15 protein-coding genes are annotated in these 19,982 nt (G+C 72.3%); 10 read left to right on the top strand and 5 right to left on the bottom strand.

Features of this window, described 5'->3' with window-relative positions:
- Positions 1-13: 13 nt before the first annotated feature.
- From ABZT74_RS00075 to ABZT74_RS00065, 3 genes are all read right to left on the bottom strand, one after another.
- Complete coding sequence (locus ABZT74_RS00075) at positions 14-1,012, bottom strand: MBL fold metallo-hydrolase (protein WP_356432533.1); 999 nt, start codon at positions 1,010-1,012, stop codon at positions 14-16.
- A 256-nt stretch (positions 1,013-1,268) separates the two neighbouring features.
- Positions 1,269-2,078, bottom strand: coding sequence for a BTAD domain-containing putative transcriptional regulator (locus ABZT74_RS00070; protein WP_355882179.1), 810 nt, complete (start codon positions 2,076-2,078; stop codon positions 1,269-1,271).
- Between the two features lie 316 nt (positions 2,079-2,394).
- A complete protein-coding gene (locus tag ABZT74_RS00065) occupies positions 2,395-4,041 on the bottom strand; it encodes a penicillin-binding transpeptidase domain-containing protein (protein ID WP_356170475.1) in 1,647 nt (548 codons plus the stop codon).
- Positions 4,042-4,507: 466 nt separating this feature from the next.
- Here ABZT74_RS00065 and ABZT74_RS00060 point away from each other — a divergent pair, with 466 nt between their 5' ends.
- The 6 genes from ABZT74_RS00060 (at position 4,508) to ABZT74_RS00035 (ending at position 13,173) form a co-directional block, all read left to right on the top strand.
- Complete coding sequence (locus tag ABZT74_RS00060; protein ID WP_355882173.1) at positions 4,508-6,229, top strand: thiamine pyrophosphate-binding protein; 1,722 nt, start codon at positions 4,508-4,510, stop codon at positions 6,227-6,229.
- A gap of 2 nt (positions 6,230-6,231) precedes the next feature.
- Positions 6,232-7,764: an asparagine synthase-related protein gene (locus ABZT74_RS00055; protein WP_356170473.1), complete on the top strand. Its 1,533-nt coding sequence runs from the start codon at positions 6,232-6,234 to the stop codon at positions 7,762-7,764.
- Positions 7,765-7,943: 179 nt separating this feature from the next.
- Positions 7,944-8,885, top strand: a complete 942-nt coding sequence (gene speB / locus ABZT74_RS00050) for an agmatinase (RefSeq protein ID WP_355882167.1) — start codon at positions 7,944-7,946, stop codon at positions 8,883-8,885.
- A 69-nt stretch (positions 8,886-8,954) separates the two neighbouring features.
- Complete coding sequence (gene cs1 / locus ABZT74_RS00045) at positions 8,955-9,935, top strand: clavaminate synthase Cs1 (RefSeq protein WP_356170470.1); 981 nt, start codon at positions 8,955-8,957, stop codon at positions 9,933-9,935.
- Positions 9,936-10,098: 163 nt separating this feature from the next.
- Positions 10,099-11,289, top strand: a complete 1,191-nt coding sequence (argJ, locus tag ABZT74_RS00040) for a bifunctional glutamate N-acetyltransferase/amino-acid acetyltransferase ArgJ (protein WP_356170467.1) — start codon at positions 10,099-10,101, stop codon at positions 11,287-11,289.
- 213 nt (positions 11,290-11,502) lie between these two features.
- Complete coding sequence (locus ABZT74_RS00035; RefSeq protein WP_355882158.1) at positions 11,503-13,173, top strand: ABC transporter substrate-binding protein; 1,671 nt, start codon at positions 11,503-11,505, stop codon at positions 13,171-13,173.
- Here ABZT74_RS00035 and ABZT74_RS00030 read toward each other — a convergent pair.
- Positions 13,149-14,525 carry a LysR family transcriptional regulator gene (locus ABZT74_RS00030; protein ID WP_356170465.1) on the bottom strand — a complete coding sequence of 459 codons (1,377 nt, stop codon included), beginning with the start codon at positions 14,523-14,525 and terminating at the stop codon, positions 13,149-13,151. The genes ABZT74_RS00035 and ABZT74_RS00030 overlap by 25 nt on opposite strands.
- Before the next feature lie 324 nt (positions 14,526-14,849).
- Positions 14,850-15,593, bottom strand: a complete 744-nt coding sequence (locus tag ABZT74_RS00025; protein WP_355882152.1) for an SDR family NAD(P)-dependent oxidoreductase — start codon at positions 15,591-15,593, stop codon at positions 14,850-14,852.
- A gap of 318 nt (positions 15,594-15,911) precedes the next feature.
- Between ABZT74_RS00025 and ABZT74_RS00020 the strand changes: the two genes are divergently transcribed.
- From ABZT74_RS00020 to ABZT74_RS00005, 4 genes are all read left to right on the top strand, one after another.
- A complete protein-coding gene (locus tag ABZT74_RS00020) occupies positions 15,912-17,138 on the top strand; it encodes a cytochrome P450 (protein ID WP_355882150.1) in 1,227 nt (408 codons plus the stop codon).
- 107 nt (positions 17,139-17,245) lie between these two features.
- Positions 17,246-17,407, top strand: coding sequence for a ferredoxin (locus ABZT74_RS00015; protein WP_355882257.1), 162 nt, complete (start codon positions 17,246-17,248; stop codon positions 17,405-17,407).
- Between the two features lie 8 nt (positions 17,408-17,415).
- Positions 17,416-18,717 carry a serine hydrolase gene (locus tag ABZT74_RS00010; RefSeq protein ID WP_356170462.1) on the top strand — a complete coding sequence of 434 codons (1,302 nt, stop codon included), beginning with the start codon at positions 17,416-17,418 and terminating at the stop codon, positions 18,715-18,717.
- Complete coding sequence (locus tag ABZT74_RS00005; protein WP_356432529.1) at positions 18,714-19,736, top strand: EamA family transporter; 1,023 nt, start codon at positions 18,714-18,716, stop codon at positions 19,734-19,736. Before ABZT74_RS00010 ends, ABZT74_RS00005 begins: the two co-directional genes overlap by 4 nt.
- Positions 19,737-19,982 lie beyond the last annotated feature (246 nt).

Below are 19,982 nucleotides of genomic sequence, written 5' to 3'. Positions count from 1 at the left end.
CGGGCCGCCGGGGTCAGGCGAGCGCGGCGGTGACGTCCACGGCCCGCAGATGCTGCGGGTTCAGGACCCGTGAGGAGGGGGCGGAGGCGGCCGTCAGCTGCTCGGCCGCCGTGGTGGGGGTGGTGGCGGCCAGCAGCGAGGGGGTCTTCGAGAGGGCGGTGGTCATGTCGTCGTGGTGGTTCGGGATGAGCAGGGACGGATTGCCGGTCGCGGACAGGAGGCGCTCCACGTAGCGGTGGAGGGCCGAGTGGGAGGTCATCGCGATCGTCGCGATGTCGGGGCGGATGCCCGACAGCTCGCGCTCCGCGAAGTTGCTGGCGCCCATGAGGAGGATGCTCGGTCCGCCGTCCACCGTGACCTGGTACGCCAGGGTGTCCCCCTCGACGAGGTCGCCCAGGGTGCTGGGTCGGCGGGGCGGGGCGGTCCTGCTGCCGGGGGCGAAGTAGCCGTGGTCGGCCTGCTGGCTGTGCAGGCTGCGGAACACCTCGACCGTGTAGCCGTCGAACTGGAGGTACTCGCCGCCCTTGACCGGAATCACATCGTCCATTCGGGCGCGTGGTGTACCCATCGCCGTCAGCAGATGGCCCACGGTCTCGTCGCACACCGCGCGGATGCGGTGCTTCGCCCAGGCGGGGCGGGCCAGCAGTTGCGGTACGTCCGCCACGTGGTCGAAGTGTCCGTGGCTGACGAGGATCAGTTCCGGGGCGCCGCGCAGGTGGTGGGCGGCGAGCTGTTCCACCGCCGTACGGTCGCAGCGCAGAGGCAGGGACGGGTCCAGGTCGCCCTTCCTGTCCGCGTACGGCATCCGGCTCAGGTACGGGTCGAAGAGGATGCTGCGGCCGCCGTCGATGACGATCTCCCAGCCGGAGACGCCCAGCCAGCGCATTTCCACGGAGGTCGCGTACGGGGCGCCGCGGCGCCCCGTCGGTGCCGCCGCGACCAGGCCGGTGGCGCCGGCCGCCGTGCCCGACACCGCCAGGACTCCCTTGAGGACCGCACGCCGCCCGGCCATGTTCTGCCCCGCTTCCTCTGACGGCTGATGACCGACGACTGACGAGGGTCATGAGTCCGAGGAACGCTACGACAGGGGGTGGCGTATGGGGGGATTTTCGGTCATTGCGGCACGGGTGTCGGGAGGGGCCGGCGGGGGTGTCGGGAGGGTCCGGCGGATCTCGGGGACCCGTGGTCCGGACGACACCCCCAGGTGCGGCGGGAGTGCGCTCACGCGCGCCGGGCGGCCGGGGCCGGCCGCCCGCCGGGTGCCGGGTTCACCCCACCCGGTCCCCGGAGAGCGGGATGCCGGTGGCCCGCAGGAGCTGTTCGTCCTGCTGGAGGATCGCCTGCATCAACTCCCGTAAGCGCGAGCCGGGGTTGATGCCGATCTGCTCGCGCAGGATCTCCTTGGCGCGGTGGAAGACGCGGATGGCGTCGGCCTGCCGCCCCTCGCCGTAGTACGCCTTCATCAGCCCGGCGTAGAGGTCCTCGCGCAGCGGGTCGTGGTCGACCAGCTCCGACAGCTGGGAGATCGCCTCGCCGTAGTGGCCGAGCCCGACGTCGATCAGGGCGCGCAGTTCGGCGGCGGCCGTGCGTTCGCGGTCCAGGGCGTCGCCCTTCATGCGCAGCCGGCTCGACGTGACGTCCGTGAGGGCGGCGCCCCGCCACATGCCGAGCGCGCCGTCGAGGGACTCGGAGGCGCTCTTGTACTGGCCGCGGGCGTGGAGTTCACGGACGTGCCGTACGGCGTCGCGGAAGACGAAGACGTCGATACGGTCGGCGGGTACGCGCAGTTCGTAGCCGAGGGTGTGCGAGGCGAGCGCGTCCCGGGTGAGGCCGGCGTCGGCCAGGGCGGTGCGGATCATCCAGGCGGAGGTCTGGAGCTGTCCGGAGACGGTCAGCGGCGGTTCGCCGTCCCAGGAGTCCTCGATGATCGCTTCCTTGGTGGTGACCTGTCCGGGCTTCAGCGCCAAGGAAGCGAGGAACCGTCGCTGCCGCTGACCCCGGATGGGTATGGGTATCCCGTTTCTCACCAGGGTCACGGGGCCGAGGAGCTGGATCGTCAGGCTGGTCCTGCTGTTCATGACGGTTCCCCTTGTTTGTGTGTATCAAGCCGTCGCCCAACAGGGGCTGAGGTGGTGACGGAGCGGAGGGAACCGCCGCGGGGACCTGGAGGGTGGTCCCGTCGGCGTTTCGTGGAGCGTGCTGGTGCGTCCCCCGTACCGTCGGCTCAAGTGCTCCGTGACATCCGACCGCTGCGGGTCCCGGGGTGCCGGTTCCCGCCGCTTCGGTCCCGGGGTGCCGGTCCCGCTGTGCTGGTCACGGATGGGTGGGTCTCTCGGTGGCGTGCGCCGACGGAGGTTCCGCCGGCGGCCGTGGGTCGGTCGGTGTCGTGCGGGCTCAGCCGAGGTTCTTCAGGAACCTGGCCGCGATCGGGCCGGCGTCCGAGCCGCCGGATCCGCCGTCCTCCAGGAGGACCGACCAGGCGAGTTGGCGGTCGCCCTGGTAGCCGATCATCCAGGCGTGTGTACGGGGCGGGGTGTCGTTGCCGAACTCGGCGGTGCCCGTCTTGGCGTGCGGTTCGCCGGGGAGTCCCTTGAGCGCCCAGCCCGCTCCGTCGGTGACGGTGGCGCGCATCATCTCGCGCAGGCTGCCGACCACGCCCGGCTCCAGCCGGGCGGGGGCCTCGTAGCGTTTCTTCACGGCGTCCGGCACCAGGACGGGCTGCTTGAAGGTGCCCTCCTTGACCGTGGCCGCGATGGAGGCCATGACGAGGGGCGACGCCTGGGTCCTGGCCTGGCCGATGGTGGAGGCGGCCTTGTCGTTGTCGCCGGTGGCCACCGGGACGCTGCCGTCGTACGTGACCGTGCCCGCGTCCCAGGAACCGCCGATCCCGAACGCCTCGGCGGTGTCGTGCAGCGCCGAGGCGGACAGCTTTCCGCGGGCCCCGACGAAGAAGGTGTTGCAGGAGTGGGCGAACGCGTCCTTGAACGTCGAGCCGGCGGGCAGCACGAACTGGTCCTGGTTCTCGAAGCGCTGGCCGTTGACGTAGGCGAACTTGGGGCAGTCGGCCTTGTCGGAGGGCCGCATCCCCTGTTTCAGGAGGGCGGCGGAGGTGACGACCTTGAAGGTGGAGCCGGGCGGATAGCGGCCCTCCAGGGCGCGGTTCATGCCGGAGGGCAGGTTGGCCGCCGCGAGGATGTCCCCGGTGCCCGGGTCGATGGCGACCACGGCCGCGTTCTTCTTGACGCCGTCGAGTGCCGCCGCGGCGGCCTCCTGCACCTTCGGGTCGATGGTCGTCCGCACCGCCTTGCCGGCGGCCTTGCCGGAGCCGGTGAGCCGCTTCACGACGCGGCCGCTCTCGCGTTCCACGACGACGACGGACCGGGTCGCCCCGCCGCCTCCGGTGAGCTGCTTGTCGTAGCGGGCCTGGAGTCCGGAGACGCCTTTTCCGGTCTTCGGGTCGACGGCGCCGGCGAGCGACGCGGACTGCAGTTCGTCGCCGTTGCGGTCGAGGATCTCCGCGCGTTCCTTGGACTTCAGCGCGAGGGTCTGGCCCGGAACCATATCCGGGTGAATGAGAGGTGTATGGAATTCGACCGTCCAGCTGCCGTTCTTCCGGATGAGGTGGGCCTTCGAGTTCCACTCGTAATCCCCGGCGCCCGAAAGAGCCATCTTGACGGTGAACGGAATCTCAACTTCCCCTTCCGCTTCCCGTTTTCCGGCGCCGGCCGTGATCTCTGTCCTGGTCGGATCCAGGTTCGTCATGACGGACTTGATCAACGACTCGGCGTTCTCGGGGGTGTCCGTCAGCCGGGCCGCCCGCCGGGCGTCGCCCGACGCCCACGCGGTCAGGAACGTGTCGAGCCGCCCGCCGGCCGCGTTCACCTGGGGATCGTCCCCGTCGTCCTCGACCAGGGCGTTGTATGCCCAGTAGCCGATTCCGGCGGTCGCCGCAAGTGCCACAAACGTTGATACGACGGCGCGACGGCGGGACCTGCGCCTGTCGTACCGCGGGCGGTCAACGTAGCCATCCGAACGAATCATGTGGCGCAGATTAATCGCCCGCCCCTCTCCGGTCTCTCCCCGGACGCACGGTTCAAGACAAGGTAAAGGAGAAAGAAATCATGGACGGGTGGTGGCGGGTATCCGACCCCTCCGCTTGGTCGTCGCAGGGGTCCGGCCGAATACGCCCGGGTGGGCTGGCCGGGAACGAGCGCTCATTCGCCTTTAATGGTCTAGACCTCAGAAGAAAAGACTGCCTGAGGGGCCCGTGCCGGGATCAACAGTGGCCTGAACTCATCAGGCGTGGGGTTCACCGATAAGCGATATCGGACGAACTCTGTCCGATTTGAAGAGAGTTGAATCGGAACCCATTGTTCCGCCCGGTCTTCGGATTCTCTCCGCGTGCTCCCCGGCGGGCTCTCCGATAGGGCAGGGAGAGGCCGCGAAGAGCGGCTCTGGTCAGGGTTGCGGCGACGTGTTCACCGCTGACCGAGTCTGGAGACCATCCATGTCCCGTGTATCGACCGGCCCCAGCAGCAAGCCGACCGCAGCGCACGCGCTCCTCGCGCGACTGCGTGACCACGGCGTGGAGAAGGTGTTCGGCGTGGTCGGCCGCGAGGCCGCGTCGATCCTCTTCGACGAGGTCGAGGGGATCGACTTCGTCCTCACCCGGCACGAGTTCACCGCCGGCGTCGCCGCCGACGTGCTCGCCCGCATCACCGGGCGTCCGCAGGCCTGCTGGGCCACGCTCGGCCCCGGCATGACCAACCTGTCCACCGGCATCGCCACCTCGGTCCTGGACCGGTCGCCGGTCATCGCGCTGGCCGCCCAGTCGGAGTCGCACGACATCTTCCCCAACGACACGCACCAGTGCCTGGACTCCGTGTCGATCATCGCGCCGATGTCCAAGTACGCCGTGGAGCTGGAGCGTCCGCACGAGATCACCGACCTCGTCGACTCCGCGGTGACCGCCGCGATGACGGAACCGGTCGGCCCCAGCTTCATCTCGCTGCCGGTCGACCTGCTCGGTTCCTCCGAGGGCATCGACGCCGAGGCGGAGCGCCCGCCGGCGAACACCCCGGGCAAGCCGATCGGCGCGGTGCAGGACGGCTGGCAGAAGGCCGCCGACGAGGCCGTCGAGCTGTTCCGGTCCGCGGAGCACCCGGTGCTGGTGGTCGGCGCCGCCGCGATCCGCTCCGGCGCGGTGCCCGCGATCCGCGCGCTGGCCGAGCGGCTGAACGTGCCGGTCATCACGACCTACATAGCCAAGGGTGTCCTGCCGCACGGACACGAGCTGAACTACGGCGCGGTCACCGGCTACATGGACGGCATCCTGGACTTCCCCGCCCTGGAGACCCTGTTCGGCCCCGCCGACCTCATCCTCACCGTCGGCTACGACTACGCCGAGGACCTGCGGCCCTCGATGTGGCAGAAGGGCGCCGAGAAGAAGACCGTCCGCGTCTCGCCCACCGCCAACCCGGTCCCGCGCGTCTACCGGCCCACCGTCGACGTCGTCACCGACGTCCTCGCCTTCGTCGAGCACCTCGACGCGGCCACCGCCCCGTTCCCGGCCAAGGAGCGCCACGACATCGAGCCGCTGCGCGCCCGGGTCGCCGAGTTCCTCGCGGACCCGACGGTGCACGAGGACGGCATGCGGGTCCACCAGGTCATGGACTCCATGAACACCGTCATGGAGGAGGTCGCCGAGTCCGGCGAGGGCACGATCGTCTCGGACATCGGCTTCTTCCGGCACTACGGGGTGCTGTTCGCCCGCGCCGACCAGCCCTTCGGCTTCCTCACCTCGGCCGGCTGCTCCAGCTTCGGCTACGGCATCCCCGCGGCCATGGGCGCCCAGCTCGCGCGCCCCGGCCAGCCCACCTTCCTCATCGCGGGCGACGGCGGCTTCCACTCCAACAGCGCCGACCTGGAGACCATCGCCCGCCTCAACCTGCCCATCGTCACGGTCGTCGTGAACAACGACACCAACGGACTGATCGAGCTCTACCAGAACCTCGGTCACCACCGCAGCCACGACCCGGCGGTCAAGTTCAACGGCGTCGACTTCGTCGCCCTCGCCGAGGCCAACGGAGTCGAGGCGACCAAGGCGACCGACCGTCAGGAACTGCTCGCCGCGCTGCGCAAGGGCGCCGGGCTCGGCCGCCCGTTCCTGATCGAGGTCCCGATCAACTACGACTTCCAGCCCGGTGGCTTCGGGGCACTGAGCATCTGATCATGGCCTCCCAGGACCTTCCCGCGGCCTTCGGGTTCCTGGCCTCCGCTCGTCCGAGCGGGGGCCGGGCCCCCCGAGCCGCCTTCGCCACCCGGGGCACCCACACCGGCGTCGACCTGAGACTGCGCTCGCAGACCCTCGGCACGACCCTGGTGCACACCCCCGGGACCCCGCCCGACGCCGCCCTCGCGCACGACAGGGACACCGCCGTCGTGCTCGCCGGGGAGATCTACAACCGCGGCGACCTCTCCTCCGTCCTCGGACCCGGCGCCGGCTCGGCGGGCGACGCCCAGCTGCTGCTGGACCTGCTGGGCCGCTACGGCCTGCACGCCTTCCGCCTGGTCAACGGCCGCTTCGCGGCGGTCGTCTGCTCCGGCGGGCGGGTGCTGCTGGCCACCGACCACGCCGGCTCCGTCCCGCTGTACGTGTGCGCGGGCCCCGGCGAGGTCACGGCCTCGACCGAGGCCAAGACCCTGTCCGGACACGGCGGTCCGCGCGGCTTCCCGTTCGCGGACGCCCGCCGGGTGCGCGGCCTTCCCGGCGTCTACCAGGTGCCCGCGGGCACCGTGATGGACATCGACCTCGGCACCGGCACGGCGGCCGCACACCGCACCTGGGCGCCGCCGCTGGCCCGCCGCGTCATGGACGAGAGCGAGGCCGTGGACGCCGTGCACGCGGCGCTCGACCGGGCGGTGAGCGCCCGCGTCACACCCGGCGCCACCCCGCTGGTCGTGCTGTCCGGCGGCATCGACTCCTCCGGCGTGGCCGCGCTCGCCCACCGGGCCGCCGGGCGGATCGACTCGCTGTCCATGGGCACCGACGTCTCCGACGAGTTCGCGCAGGCCCGCACGGTCGCCGACCACCTCGGCAGCCGGCACCGGGAGATCACCGTCCCGACGTCGGACCTGCTCGGCCAACTCCCGTACGCCGTCTGGGCGTCGGAGTCGGAGGACCCGAACATCATCGAGTACCTGCTGCCCCTCGTCGCGCTGTACCGCGCGCTCGACGGGCCGCCCCGCCGGGTGCTCACCGGGTACGGCGCCGACATCCCGCTCGCGGGCATGCACCGTGAGGACCGCCTGCCCGACCTCGACACGGCGGTCGCGTACGACATGGCGACGTACGACGGGCTCAACGAGATGTCGCCGGTACTGTCCGCCGTGTGCGGCCACTGGTCCACACACCCTTACTGGGACCGTGACGTGCTCGACCTGCTCGTGTCGCTGGAGGCGGGGCTCAAGCGCCGCTACGGGCGCGACAAGTGGGTGCTGCGGGCGTCGATGGCCGAGCTGCTGCCCGAACAGACCGTGAAGCGGCCGAAGCTGGGCGTCCACGAGGGTTCCGGCACCACCTCGTCCTTCTCGCTGCTGCTGCTGGAGGAGGGCATCGCGGAGCGCTCCGTCGACGCGGCCAAGCAGCAGGTCGTGCGGTTGCTGTTCGACCGCACCGTGGTGGCGGGCGAGGACCCGGGCCAGGTGAGCACCACCGAGGTGGTCCGCTCGGTCGCCGAGCGGCTGGGGCGGGGTGCGGCATGAGCGCGCCCGCCGGCCGCACGGGACCGAACTCCCGTACAGCGCACCGAAGATCCCCCGGCGGCGGGCCCCGCGCCCGCGCCGGCCGGCCACCGCGTGGCCCCAGCACCAGGCCGTACACCCGCCGCACGGCCCCGGCCGGGACCGTGCGCGCCGACGACCTCCCGGAGGGGAACTGAGCCGTGGAACGCATCGACTCGCACGTCTCGCCCCGCTACGCGCAGATCCCCACCTTCATGCGCCTGCCGCACGACCAGGACCCGCGCGGCTACGACGTCGTCGTCATCGGCGCCCCCTACGACGGCGGCACCAGCTACCGGCCCGGCGCCCGCTTCGGACCCCGCGCGATCCGCAACGAGTCCGGGCTCATCCACGGCGTCGGGATCGACCGGGGCCCGGGCACCTTCGACCTCATCAACTGTGTCGACGGCGGCGACATCGACCTCACGCCCTTCAACATGAACATCGCGATCGAGACCGCGCAGCGGCATCTTTCGGAACTGCTCAAGAGCAACGCCGCCTTCATGATGCTGGGCGGCGACCACTCCCTGACCGTGGCCGCCCTGCGGGCCGTGGCCGAGCAGCACGGGCCCGTCGCCGTCGTGCACCTGGACGCGCACTCCGACACCAACCCGGCGTTCTACGGCGGCCAGTACCACCACGGCACGCCCTTCCGGCACGGCATCGAGGAGAAGCTCATCGATCCGGCCGCGATGGTGCAGATCGGGATCCGCGGCCACAACCCGAAGCCCGACTCGCTCGACTACGCCCGCGGCAACGGCGTGCGCGTCGTGACCGCCGACGAGTTCGGCGACCTCGGGGTGGCGGGCACCGCGGACCTCGTACGGGAACGGGTCGGCGGCCGGCCGGTGTACGTGTCGGTCGACATCGACGTCCTCGACCCCGCTTTCGCCCCCGGGACGGGCACCCCCGCTCCCGGCGGCCTGAGCTCCCGCGAGGTCCTCGCCCTGCTGCGCTGCGTCGGCGACCTCAGACCGGTCGGCTTCGACGTCATGGAGGTCTCGCCCCTGTACGACCACGCCGGGATCACCTCCGTCCTGGCCACCGAGATCGGCGCCGAACTGCTCTACCAGTACGCGCGCGCCCACCGCGCCCCGGCGTAGCCCCGAGGCCGTCCCGGCCCGGCACGGCCCGCGCCCGTCGCATCCAGACGCAAAGGAGACATCGCACCCATGGCTTCTCCGATCATCGACTGCACCGCCCACCAGGAACACCTGCGTGCCCTCGCGGCCGAACTCCCCGAGGTGCCGCGCGCCGACCTGTACGGCTTCCTGGAGCAGGCGAAGGCCCTGTCCGAGCGGCTGCCGCGCGACATAGGCGCCGCCCTCGACAGGTTCAACGCCGAGGGCACCGAGGACGGCTATCTGCTGCTGCGCGGGCTGCCGTTGGAGACGGAGGGCGAACTGCCGCCCACGCCCGTCTCGACGCCCGCGCCGGCGGACCGGGGCCGGCTGCTCATGGAGGCGATGCTCGCCCTGGCGGGCCGCCGGCTCGGACTGCACACCGGCTACGCCGAGCTGCGCTCCGGCACGGTCTACCACGACGTGTATCCCTCGCCGGGCGCGCACTACCTCAGCTCGGAGACCTCCGAGACGCTGCTGGAGTTCCACACCGAGATGGCGTACCACGTCCTCCAGCCGAACTACGTCATGCTCGCCTGCTCCCGCGCGGACCACGAGCGCCGCGCCGAGACGCTGGTCGGCTCGGTGCGCAAGGCGCTCACCCTGCTCGACGACGACACGAAGGCGCGGCTCTTCGACCGCAAGCTGCCGTGCTGCGTGGACGTCGCCTTCCGCGGCGGCGTCGAGGACCCGGGCGCGATCGCCGAGGTCAAGGCGCTGTACGGCGACGAGAAGGACCCGTTCCTCGGCTACGACCGTGAGCTGCTCGCCCCCGAGGAGGCGGGCGACAAGGAGGCCGTCGCCGCGCTGTCGCAGGCCCTGGATGATGTGACGGAGGCCGTGAAGCTGACCCCGGGCGACCTTCTGATCATCGACAACTTCCGTACCACGCACGCCCGTACGCCGTTCAGCCCGCGCTGGGACGGCAAGGACCGCTGGCTGCACCGGGTGTACATCAGGACCGAGCGCAACGGGCAGTTGTCGGGGGGCGAACGGGCGGGCGACGTGGTGTCGTTCTCCCCGCGCCGCTAGGCGGAGTCCGTCGCACGGCCGTCGAGCCCTCTTCGCGCACCCCGGTCCTGGCGCCGGGGTGCGCGGAGGGGGCCGCGGCACGTTCGGCTCGTTCTCGGCGGCGCCCCGAGCGGCGCGTGAAACGCTGGCTCACTGCAAGCACCACAGACGGGAGACGATGGACATGTCCGACTCCACATCGACGGCACGGGCGACGCCGCTGGGCTTCGTCGTGCACACCGCTCCGGTCGGTCTCGGCGACGACGGCCGGGACGACTTCACCGTGCTCGCCTCGACCGTCCCGGCCCAGGTCAGCGGGGTGTTCACCCGGTCCAGGTTCGTCGGGCCGAGCGTTCTGCTGAGCCGCGAGGCGGTCGCCGACGGACAGGCGCGGGGCGTTGTCGTGCTGGCCCGCAACGCCAACGTCGCGACCGGCGGGGAGGGCGAGGCCAACGCGCGCGAGATCCGCGCCTCGGTCGCCGCCACGCTCGGCGTGCCCGAGGCGGAGGTGCTGGTCGCCTCCACCGGCGTGATCGGCCGCCAGTACCCCATGCCGCAGATCCGCGAGCACCTCGCGTCGCTGGCGCTGCCCTTCCCCGAGGGCGGCTTCGACCGGGCGGCCCGCGCCATCATGACCACCGACACCCGGCCCAAGGAGGTCCGGCTGCGGTGCGGTGCCGCGACGGTCGTCGGGATCGCCAAGGGCGTCGGCATGCTGGAGCCCGACATGGCGACGCTGCTCACCTTCTTCGCCACCGACGCCCGCCTCGACCCCGCCGAGCAGGACCGGATCTTCCGGCGGGTCATGGACCGGACGTTCAACGCCGTCAGCATCGACACGGACACCTCGACCAGCGACACGGCGGTCCTGTTCGCCAACGGGCTGGCCGGCGACGTCGATCCCGGGGAGTTCGAACAGGTCCTCCACGAGGCCGCCCTCGCGCTCGTCAAGGACATCGCGAGCGACGGCGAGGGGGCGAGCAAGCTCATCGAGGTGCGGGTGACCGGGGCGCGGGACACCGCCCAGGCCAAGCGGGTCGGCAAGACCGTGGTCAACTCGCCGCTCGTGAAGACCGCCGTGCACGGCAGCGACCCCAACTGGGGCCGGGTCGCGATGGCGGTCGGGAAGTGCTCCGACGACACCGACATCGAGCAGGAGGCGGTGCGGATCCGGTTCGGGGAGACGGAGGTGTACCCGGCGGGGTCCGCCGACGTGGTGGAGGAGGACGCCGTGCGGGCCGCTGTCGCGGAGCACCTGAAGGGGGACGAGGTGGTCATCGGGATCGACCTCGGGATCGCCGGGGGAGCGTTCACCGTGTACGGCTGCGACCTCACCGAGGGCTACGTCCGCCTCAACTCGGAGTACACGACCTGAGGCCACCCCCAGCGGGCCCTCGCCCCCTCCGCCGATCGCCGGAATATCCAGCCCGTCCGGCGATTGTGGAGCGGGGGCCCGGGGACAGCGCCCCCGGGTACGGGTATGCCGAGCCCGCAGTCGCTATGCGTTCCCCCTGTCCAGGGGCCCTCCGGGGCAGGGGGCGACCCCAGGATGAGAGCGGAATGCATCCGGCAGGAGGGCTGCAGGGACATGGAGAGCACGAGGACATCCACCGGCGAGGCGGCCGGGTACGACGCGGGCGTCCGGGGCGTGGTGAGGCCGGGCGACGCACTCGGCGGCACCCTCCGCCTCGTCCGCACCGACGACTTCGACTCGCTGGACCCGGGGAACACCTACTACGCGTACACGTGGAACTTCCTGCGGCTGATCGGGCGGACGCTCGTCACCTTCGACACCGCGCCGGGCAAGGCGGGCCAGCGCCTCGTGCCGGACCTGGCGGAGTCCCTCGGCGAGGCCTCGGAGGGCGGCCGGGTGTGGACGTACCGGTTGCGCGAGGGGCTGCGGTACGAGGACGGCGGTCCGGTCACCGCCGGTGACGTCAAGTACGCGATAGCCCGCAGCAACTACGGCACGGACGTGCTCGGCGCGGGGCCCACCTACTTCCGGCATCTGCTGGGCACCGAGTACGGCGGCCCGTGGCGTGAGCCCGAGACGGACGGGCCGGTCACCCTGGAGACCCCCGACGAGCGCACCCTCGTGTTCCGGCTGGCCGAGCCGTTCGCGGGGATGGACCTGCTGGCGACGATGCCGAGCACGACCCCGGTGCCGCGCCGGCTCGACACCGGCGCGGCGTACCGGCTGCGGCCGGTCGCGACGGGCCCGTACCGCGTGGTCTCGTACACCCGCGGTGAACTCGCCGTCCTGGAACGCAATCCGCACTGGGACCCGGAGACCGACCCGGTCCGCAGGCAGCGGGCGGAGCGCATCGAGGTGCACCTCGGCAAGGACCCGCACGAGGTGGACCGGATGCTGCTCGCCGGGGAGGCGCACATCGACCTCGCCGGGTTCGGCGTCCAGCCCTCGACCCAGGAGAGGATCCTGGCCGACCCGGCGCTGCGTGCCGACGCCGACAACCCGCTGTCCGGGTTCACCTGGATCTACTGCCTGTCGAGCCGGATCGCGCCGTTCGACAACGTGCACGCGCGCCGTGCCGTGCAGTTCGCCACGGACAAGGCGGCGATGCAGGAGGCGTACGGCGGTTCGGTCGGCGGGGACATCGCGACGACGATCCTGCCGCCGACCCTCGACGGCCATCAGGACTTCGACCGCTACCCGGTGGGCCCCGAGGGGCGTGGCGACCTCGACGCGGCGCGGGCCGAACTCGCCGCCGCCGGGATGCCCGACGGGTTCCGGACGAAGATCGCGGCCCGTAAGGACCGGCTGAAGGAGTACCGGGCCGCCGAGGCGCTGGCCGCCGGGCTCGCCCGGGTCGGGATCGAGGCCGAGGTCCTGGACTTCCCCTCGGGCGACTACTTCGACATCTACGGCGGCTGCCCGGCCTATCTGCGCGAACACGGCATCGGGATCATCATGTTCGGCTGGGGCGCCGACTTCCCCGACGGGTACGGGTTCCTCCAGCAGATCGTCGACGGCCGGGCCATCAAGGAGCGCGGCAACCAGAACATGGGCGAGCTCGACGACCCGGAGATCAACGCCCTGCTCGACCGCGGTGCGACCTCCTCCGACCAGGCCGAGCGCGCGGAGATCTGGCACCGGATCGACCGCCTCACCATGGAGCACGCGGTGATCGTGCCGTACCTGTATCCGCGCTCGCTCCTCTACCGGCACCCGGACGCCCGCAACGTCTACGTGACCGGGTCCTTCGGGATGTACGACTACGTGGCGCTCGGGGCGAGCTGAGACACCGCGCGCGGGTCCTGCCGGTGGGTCCCCGTGACCACCGGCAGGGCGAGGCTCCGGCAGGACTGCGCCGCCTCGTGGAACTCGGCCTCGAAGCGGCCCAGCCGGTGCAGGAAGCTGCGGGTGGACCCGGTGAGGTCCGTGCCCCGTGCGCTGCGCAGCAACAGCTGTGTGCCCAGGCCGAGTTCGAGCCGGTGGATGCGGCGGGTCAGCGCGGACTGGCTGATGGAGAGCACCGCGGCCGCCCGGTTGATGCTGCCGTGCCGCGCCACCGCCCGCAGGACGTGCAGGTCGTCGACGTCGAGCTTCCTGGTGCCCTGCGCGGTGTCCGGTGCCGTGGGCGCGGCCGGCGCCGGACCGTCGCCGCGGGTGGCTCCGGCCGTGCGCTCGCGGTACCAGCGTGTCCACCAGGGGTCGGCGAGCAGACCGGGGTGACGGTCGGCGAACCGCCGCAGGTAGCGGTCGGCGAGCAGCTCGGCCAGGTGCTCCGCGAGCGCGCCGGGAACGACCGTCGGGTCGACGAGGAGGCTGGTGGAACGGTGGGGGCGCTCCACGACGGACCGGTGCACCACGGAGGGGGCGACGACGGCCGGGCGGGTGGGGGAGCCGAGGCCGATCGCGTCGCCGCGCCGCAGCATGCCCCGGGCCACGGAGGCGCCGGTGACGTGCAGGGCGGCGGGGGCGGGCAGCCCGGCCGCCTGGAAGACCCGCGCGACCAGGACCTCGGAGTCGGGGCCGACCTCGGACACCCAGGTCTCGTCCCGCAGATCGGCGAGCGAGACCGCGCCGCCGCCGGCCAGCCGGTGACCGTGGGGCAGGGTGACCCACAGCGGGTCGTCGAGGACCGGGTAGGTGCGTAGCGGGCGTTCGACGGACCGGCCCGGAGCGTCCAGGCTCCAGGTGTGGGCCGCGTCCACGTGGTAGCCGGCGAGCCTGCGCATGACCTGCTGGGGTGTGTCGTGGTGCACCGACAGCAGGATGTCCAGGGCGGCGGCGGCGTCCTCGACGACGTCCTCCAGGAACGGTTCGGCGGAGGCGATGGCCAGGACGGCGGGGGCGTCGACGGCCTCGGGTCCGTGTCCGAAGATGTCCGTCCGGACGGCGAGGTCGACCTGGCGGAAGAACCGGCGGCCGGCGGCCAGCAGGCGCGAGCCCGCCGAGGTGAGCCGTGCCGTGTGCCGGCCGCGCAGGGTCAGCGGCAGTCCCACCGCCTTGTCCAGGCGCTCCAGTTGGCGCTCCACGGCGCCGCCCCGCGACCCGGTCCGGCGGGCGGCCTCGGCGAGGTCCCCGCACTGCCCGACCGCGTCCAGCAGGGACAGGTCGGGTCGGGTGAAGGGGAAGCCCGCGGCCACGGCGCCGGACGACGCCGGCGTGGGAGTGGCGGTGGGGGAAGGGGATGGGGATGGGGGAAAGGAGGGAAAGGGTGTCGGCCGGTCGGGAACAGAGGCGAGTGCAGGATGTACCGCAGGCGTTATTTCTGACCCGGAAGACAATGTCGGTTTCCTTTGTGGTCAAGGACTGTGCCGTGTGATTGTCCGCAGTGGCTCGATGAATTCGAGAGTGGCCGAATTCTCCGTATGGCGCTGCGGTGATGCTAGGCACGTCCTCTCTCCGGGCTCTCCTCGATTCGGGAGAGGCACCGGAGACCGTCCGGAGACCGGGTCGGGCGGGGTCGCTCAGGCCTGGTCGGTCGGGCGGATGAAGATCTCGTTGACCGTCGCGCGGGCCGGCGCGGTGACGGCGTAGCGCACCGCCTCGGCGATGTCGGTGGCCTGCAACTGGCGGATCTTGGCGACCCGTTCCTCGATCGCGGCCTTCGTCGGCGCGTGGGTGATGTGCTCGCGCAGCTCCGTCTCGACCGTGCCCGGCTCGACGACCACCACGCGCACCCCGCGTTCGGTGACCTCCTGGCGCAGCCCCTCGCTGAAGCCGTTCACGGCGAACTTGCTCGCGTTGTAGCCCGCCGCCCCGCGCCCGGCGACGCGGCCGGCGATCGAGGAGATCTGCACGACCGTGCCCTGGCTCCTGAGCAGGTGCGGGAGGGCCGCGTGGGTCATGTACATCAGCCCGAGGACGTTGGTGTTGATCATCCGGGTCCAGTCGGTGGTGTCGGCGTCCTCGACGGGGCCGAGCAGCATGATCCCGGCGTTGTTCACGAGGATGTCGAGGCCCCCCAGCGTCTCCACCGTGGACCGTACGGCGTCGGCCGCGGCCCGCTCGTCGGTCACGTCCAGTTCGACGACGTGCACGGTCGCTCCGGACGCGGCGAGTTCGTCCGCGAGCGCGGTCAGCCGGTCGACCCGGCGGGCCGCGACGGCGACCGCCGCGCCCTCCGCGGCGAGCGCCCGCGCGGTGGCCGCGCCGATCCCCGAACTCGCGCCGGTGACGAGCGCGACTTTTCCCTGCAGTGCTGACGTCATGGTCATCGTTCTCCCCGGGGGCGAGTGCCGGTGGCGGACGGGTCCGGGAATTCGGCCGGGACGCCGGGCCGATTCGGCCGGGACGCCTGCTCATTCCGGCCGGGACGCCGGACCCCGTTCCGTCGGGACGCGAGGACGTTAGCAGCAGGGCCGTGGCCGGGTGAATGGCCGCAGGAGCAGCAGGTTATGACGGTTTCCGGCCGGTTATGCGCGCCGGACCCCAGGCCGCGACGCCTTCGCGCGAGCACGGCAGATTGGGACGGCGACAGCACGTCGGCGCGACCCCTGTGCAGCGACCTGCGCAGCGATAGGCGGTGGATGATGCAGAACGACGCGGCACTCCGGGACGAGGAGGCGGCACCCTCGTACCCGATGCCACGGGGCTGTCCCGTGGACCCGCCCCCGCAGCTGGCCGGTCTGCGCGCCGGGCCGGCCGCGAGCAGGGTCACCCTGTGGGACGGCAGCCGGGTCTGGCTGGTCACCTCGCACGCCGGGGTACGGGCCGTGCTCGGTGACCGCCGGTTCACCGCCGTCACCAGCGCCCCGGGCTTCCCGATGCTGACCCGCACCTCCCAACTGGTGCGCGCCGCACCGCACACGGCCTCCTTCATCCGGATGGACGACCCGGACCACTCCCGGCTGCGTTCGATGCTCACGAGGGACTTCCTGGCGCGCCGCGCCGAGGAGATGCGACCGGTGCTGCGGGATCTGCTCGACGAGATGCTGTCCGCGCTGGTCTCCTCCGGCGAGCGGCCGGTCGACCTCGTCACCGGGCTCACGACACCCGTGCCCTCCAAGGTCATCACCCTGCTCTTCGGGGTGTCCGAGGGGGACTTCATCGAGAGCCGCAGCGCCATCCTCATCGACCGCGGCTACACGCCCGACCAAGTGGCCGCCGCGCGGGACGAGTTGGACGGCTTCCTGCGTGACCTCGTCGAGCAGCGGGTGGCCGCCCCGGGCACCGACCTGGTGAGCCGGCTGGTGACCGAGCAGGTGCGTACCGGCGGGCTGAGCGTGGAGGAGCTCGTGCCGATGTGCCGCCTGCTGCTGGTCGCCGGACACGGCACGACCGCCAGCCAGGCCGCGCTCAGCCTGCTCAGTCTCGCCACCGACCCGAACCTGGCCGGCGCGCTCGCCAAGGACGAGAGCCTGCTGCCGAAGGCGGTCGACGAACTGCTGCGCTTCCACTCCATCGTGCAGAACGGGCTGGCCCGCGCCGCCGTCGAGGACGTCCGGCTCGACGACGTGACGATCCGGGCCGGGGAGGGCGTCGTCCTCTCGCTGGCCGCCGGCAACCGCGACGAGGGGGTCTTCCCGTCCCCCGACACCCTCGACCCGCACCGCGACGCCCGCCGCCACCTCGCCTTCGGCCACGGCATCCACCAGTGCCTCGGCCAGTGGCTCGCCAAGGTCGAGATCGAGGAGATGCTCGGGGCCGTCCTGCGCTGGATGCCCGGCGTGCGGCTCGCGGTCCCCTTCGACGAGCTGGACTTCCGCCACGAGGTGTCGAGTTACGGGCTCGGCGCGCTGCCGGTGACCTGGTGAGCGACGAGCACGAGCCGAGCGGCCCGGACCCGGAGCCGGGCGCGGGGAAGGGCGCGGAGGGCGGGACGGGCCTGACGATCGCCATCGTGCCCGACGCCTGCTGCGCCATGGGCCGGTGCGCCGCGGCCGAGCCCGGTCTCTTCGACCAGGACCCGGCCACCGGCACCGTCGTCCTGCTCGACGCCACCCCCGAACCCGCCCTGCACGCCTCGGCCCGGCTCTGCGCCGAGCTGTGCCCGTGCGGCGCGATCACGGTCACCGAGAGCTGAGTGGAGCGATGATGATCCAAGCCCCTGGTTCCCCGTCCGCCGCCCCCGAGGCGGTGCTCGCGGCCGACGACTCCCCGATGGGAGGGGCGGCGCGCTGGGCGGTCGGGCTGCTCACGGCAGCGGACCTCGCGGCGGACGAGGTCACGGTCGAACGCTTCGTCCCCACCTTCCCGCCCCGGCGCAGCCAGGGCTTCTCCGCGACGCTCGGCGAGTGGCGCGAGAAGGGGCCGTTCACCGTCCTGGACTACCAGCCGATCGCGCACAAGGGCTGGGTCACCCTGGCCGGCCCGACGGGTGTGCGGCACACGCTGTCGCTCACGCTCGACTCCTCCGGGCTGATCCGCATCCTCACCTTCCTGCCCGAGATCCAGATCCCGGAGATCGCCGGCTGGGGCGCGCTGGAGGACGTGCTGCGCACCCCCGGCGTCGAGCACTCCGTCCTCGCGGCGCGTCTGACACCCGACGGGATCGAGGTCCTGCACGCCTCCGACGCGGACCGGCCGATGCCCACCGGCTCGGCGTACAAGCTCTACGTGATGCGGGCCCTCGTGCAGGCCGTCGAGAACGGCGAACTGACCTGGGACGACGAGGTCACCGTCCGCCCCGAACTGCGCAGCCTGCCCACCGGTGACATGCAGGACCTGCCGGACGGCACCCGCGTCTCCGTGCGCGAGACCGCCTACAAGATGATCGCGATGAGCGACAACACCGGAGCCGACCTGATCGCGGACCGGATCGGCAGGGAGGCCGTCGAGCGGGCCGTCGCCGCGTCGGGGCACCACGACCCGGCGCTCCTGCGGCCCTTCCTGACCAGCCACGAGGTCTTCGAACTCGGATGGGGGGAAGCCGAGTTGCGTACCGCGTGGGCGGAGCGGGACGAGGCGGGCCGACGCAAGCTGCTGCGGACGATCGCCCGTCCGATGACGGTGCGCGGCTCCGACCTCGGCGAGACCGTGCACCGGCTCGGCCTCGACTGGCACATGACGGCGTACGACGTCCTGCACGTCCTCGACGGGCTGCGCGGCGACAGCGCGCGGGACACCACCGGAACCGTCGAGCACATCCTGACCGCCTACCCCGGCATCGCCGTCGACCCGGCGCGGTGGAGCAGGGCCTACTTCAAGGCCGGGTCCTGCCCGGGCGTGATGATGTTCTGCTGGCTCCTGGAGGACGGGGACGGCACCGCCCACGTGCTGGTGCTGCGCCAGTCGGCGGACGAGCAGAAGCCCATCGGCGACGGACTCTTCCTGCGCGGCCTCGGCTCACGGGTCGTCAACTCCGGTCTTCTGACGGGGGACACCGCCCGGTGAGCGTCCGGGACCGACTCCTCGCCGTCCTCGTCGCCGTGCTGTGGGGACTGAACTTCCTCGCGGTGCGGGTCGGGCTCGACCACTACCCGCCGTTCTTCCTCTCCGCGCTGCGCTTCGTCGTCCTGGCCGTGCCGGTGATGGTCTTCGTGCCCCGCCCGAAGGTCGCGCTGCGCTGGCTGGTGATCTACGGACTCGGCTTCGGCGCCATGCAGTTCGGGCTGCTCTTCCTCGCCATCGACCAGGGCATGCCCTCCGGACAGGCCTCGGTGGTGGTGCAGGCCGCAGCGCCCTTGACCATGCTCCTCGGCGCGCTGCTGCTGGGGGAGCGGATCTCCCGGCGGCAGCTGGCCGGCGTCGCGGTCGCCGTCGTCGGCATGTCCGTGATCGCCGTGGAGCGGGCCCGCAGCGCCGCTCTGCTCCCGCTGCTGCTGACCCTGCTCGCGGCGCTCGGCTGGGCGTTCGGCAACATCGCCAGCCGGCAGGCGCGGCCCGACCACCCACTGCGGTTCGCCCTGTGGATGTCGGTCGTTCCGCCCCTTCCGCTGCTGGCGCTCTCGGCGGCCATGGAGGGCCCCGGCACCGGATGGCGCGACTTCGGCGCCTCGTTCTCCGCCGACGGCTGGCCCGGCCTGGTCGCGCTCGTCTACACCGCGCTGGCCGGTTCGGTGGTCGGCTCCGGCATCTGGACCACCCTGCTGAAGCGGTACGAGGCGGGGAAGGTGGCGCCGTTCTCCATGCTGGTGCCGGTGGTCGCCGTCCTCGGAGCCTGGCTGGCCCTCGGCGAGCAGCCGACCGCCTGGTCCGCGATCGGCGGCACGGCGGTAGTCGCCGGCGTCCTGGTGGGAACGGGCTGGAACCCCTTCGGACGTCGTGGCGCACCGGCCCGGGAGGGCGTGGGCCCCGTCCCGGTGGAGGGCGGCGGCGAGGTCGGCGGCGCGGTTCCCGCGCAGCCGGGGCCCCACGAGCGCGGGCAGCCGGGCCCGCACGATCGCGGGCAGCCGCGGATCACCCGGCGCTGAACTGAACCCGCGCCGCGCCGTGGACCGGTCCCGCGGCGACGACGACCGGCGGCCCTTGGGACCGACCCCGGGTGGGGGCCCGGCGCCGGGGGGGGCCGCCCCCCGGGCCGCAAACCGTGCCGCCGGGGCCCCCCCCCGTCGGCCCCCCCCCCTCGGCCGCGCGGCCCGCGGACGCCACGGCCGTGCTGCCCGCGGTGCGACCCGACGCGGGTGGCACCGACCACGGCGACTCCGGGGCGCGCTCGG

The organism is Streptomyces sp. NPDC005302 (assembly GCF_040607345.1).
Taxonomy (GTDB): domain Bacteria; phylum Actinomycetota; class Actinomycetes; order Streptomycetales; family Streptomycetaceae; genus Streptomyces.
This window is presented reverse-complemented; position numbering and strand designations above follow the sequence as displayed.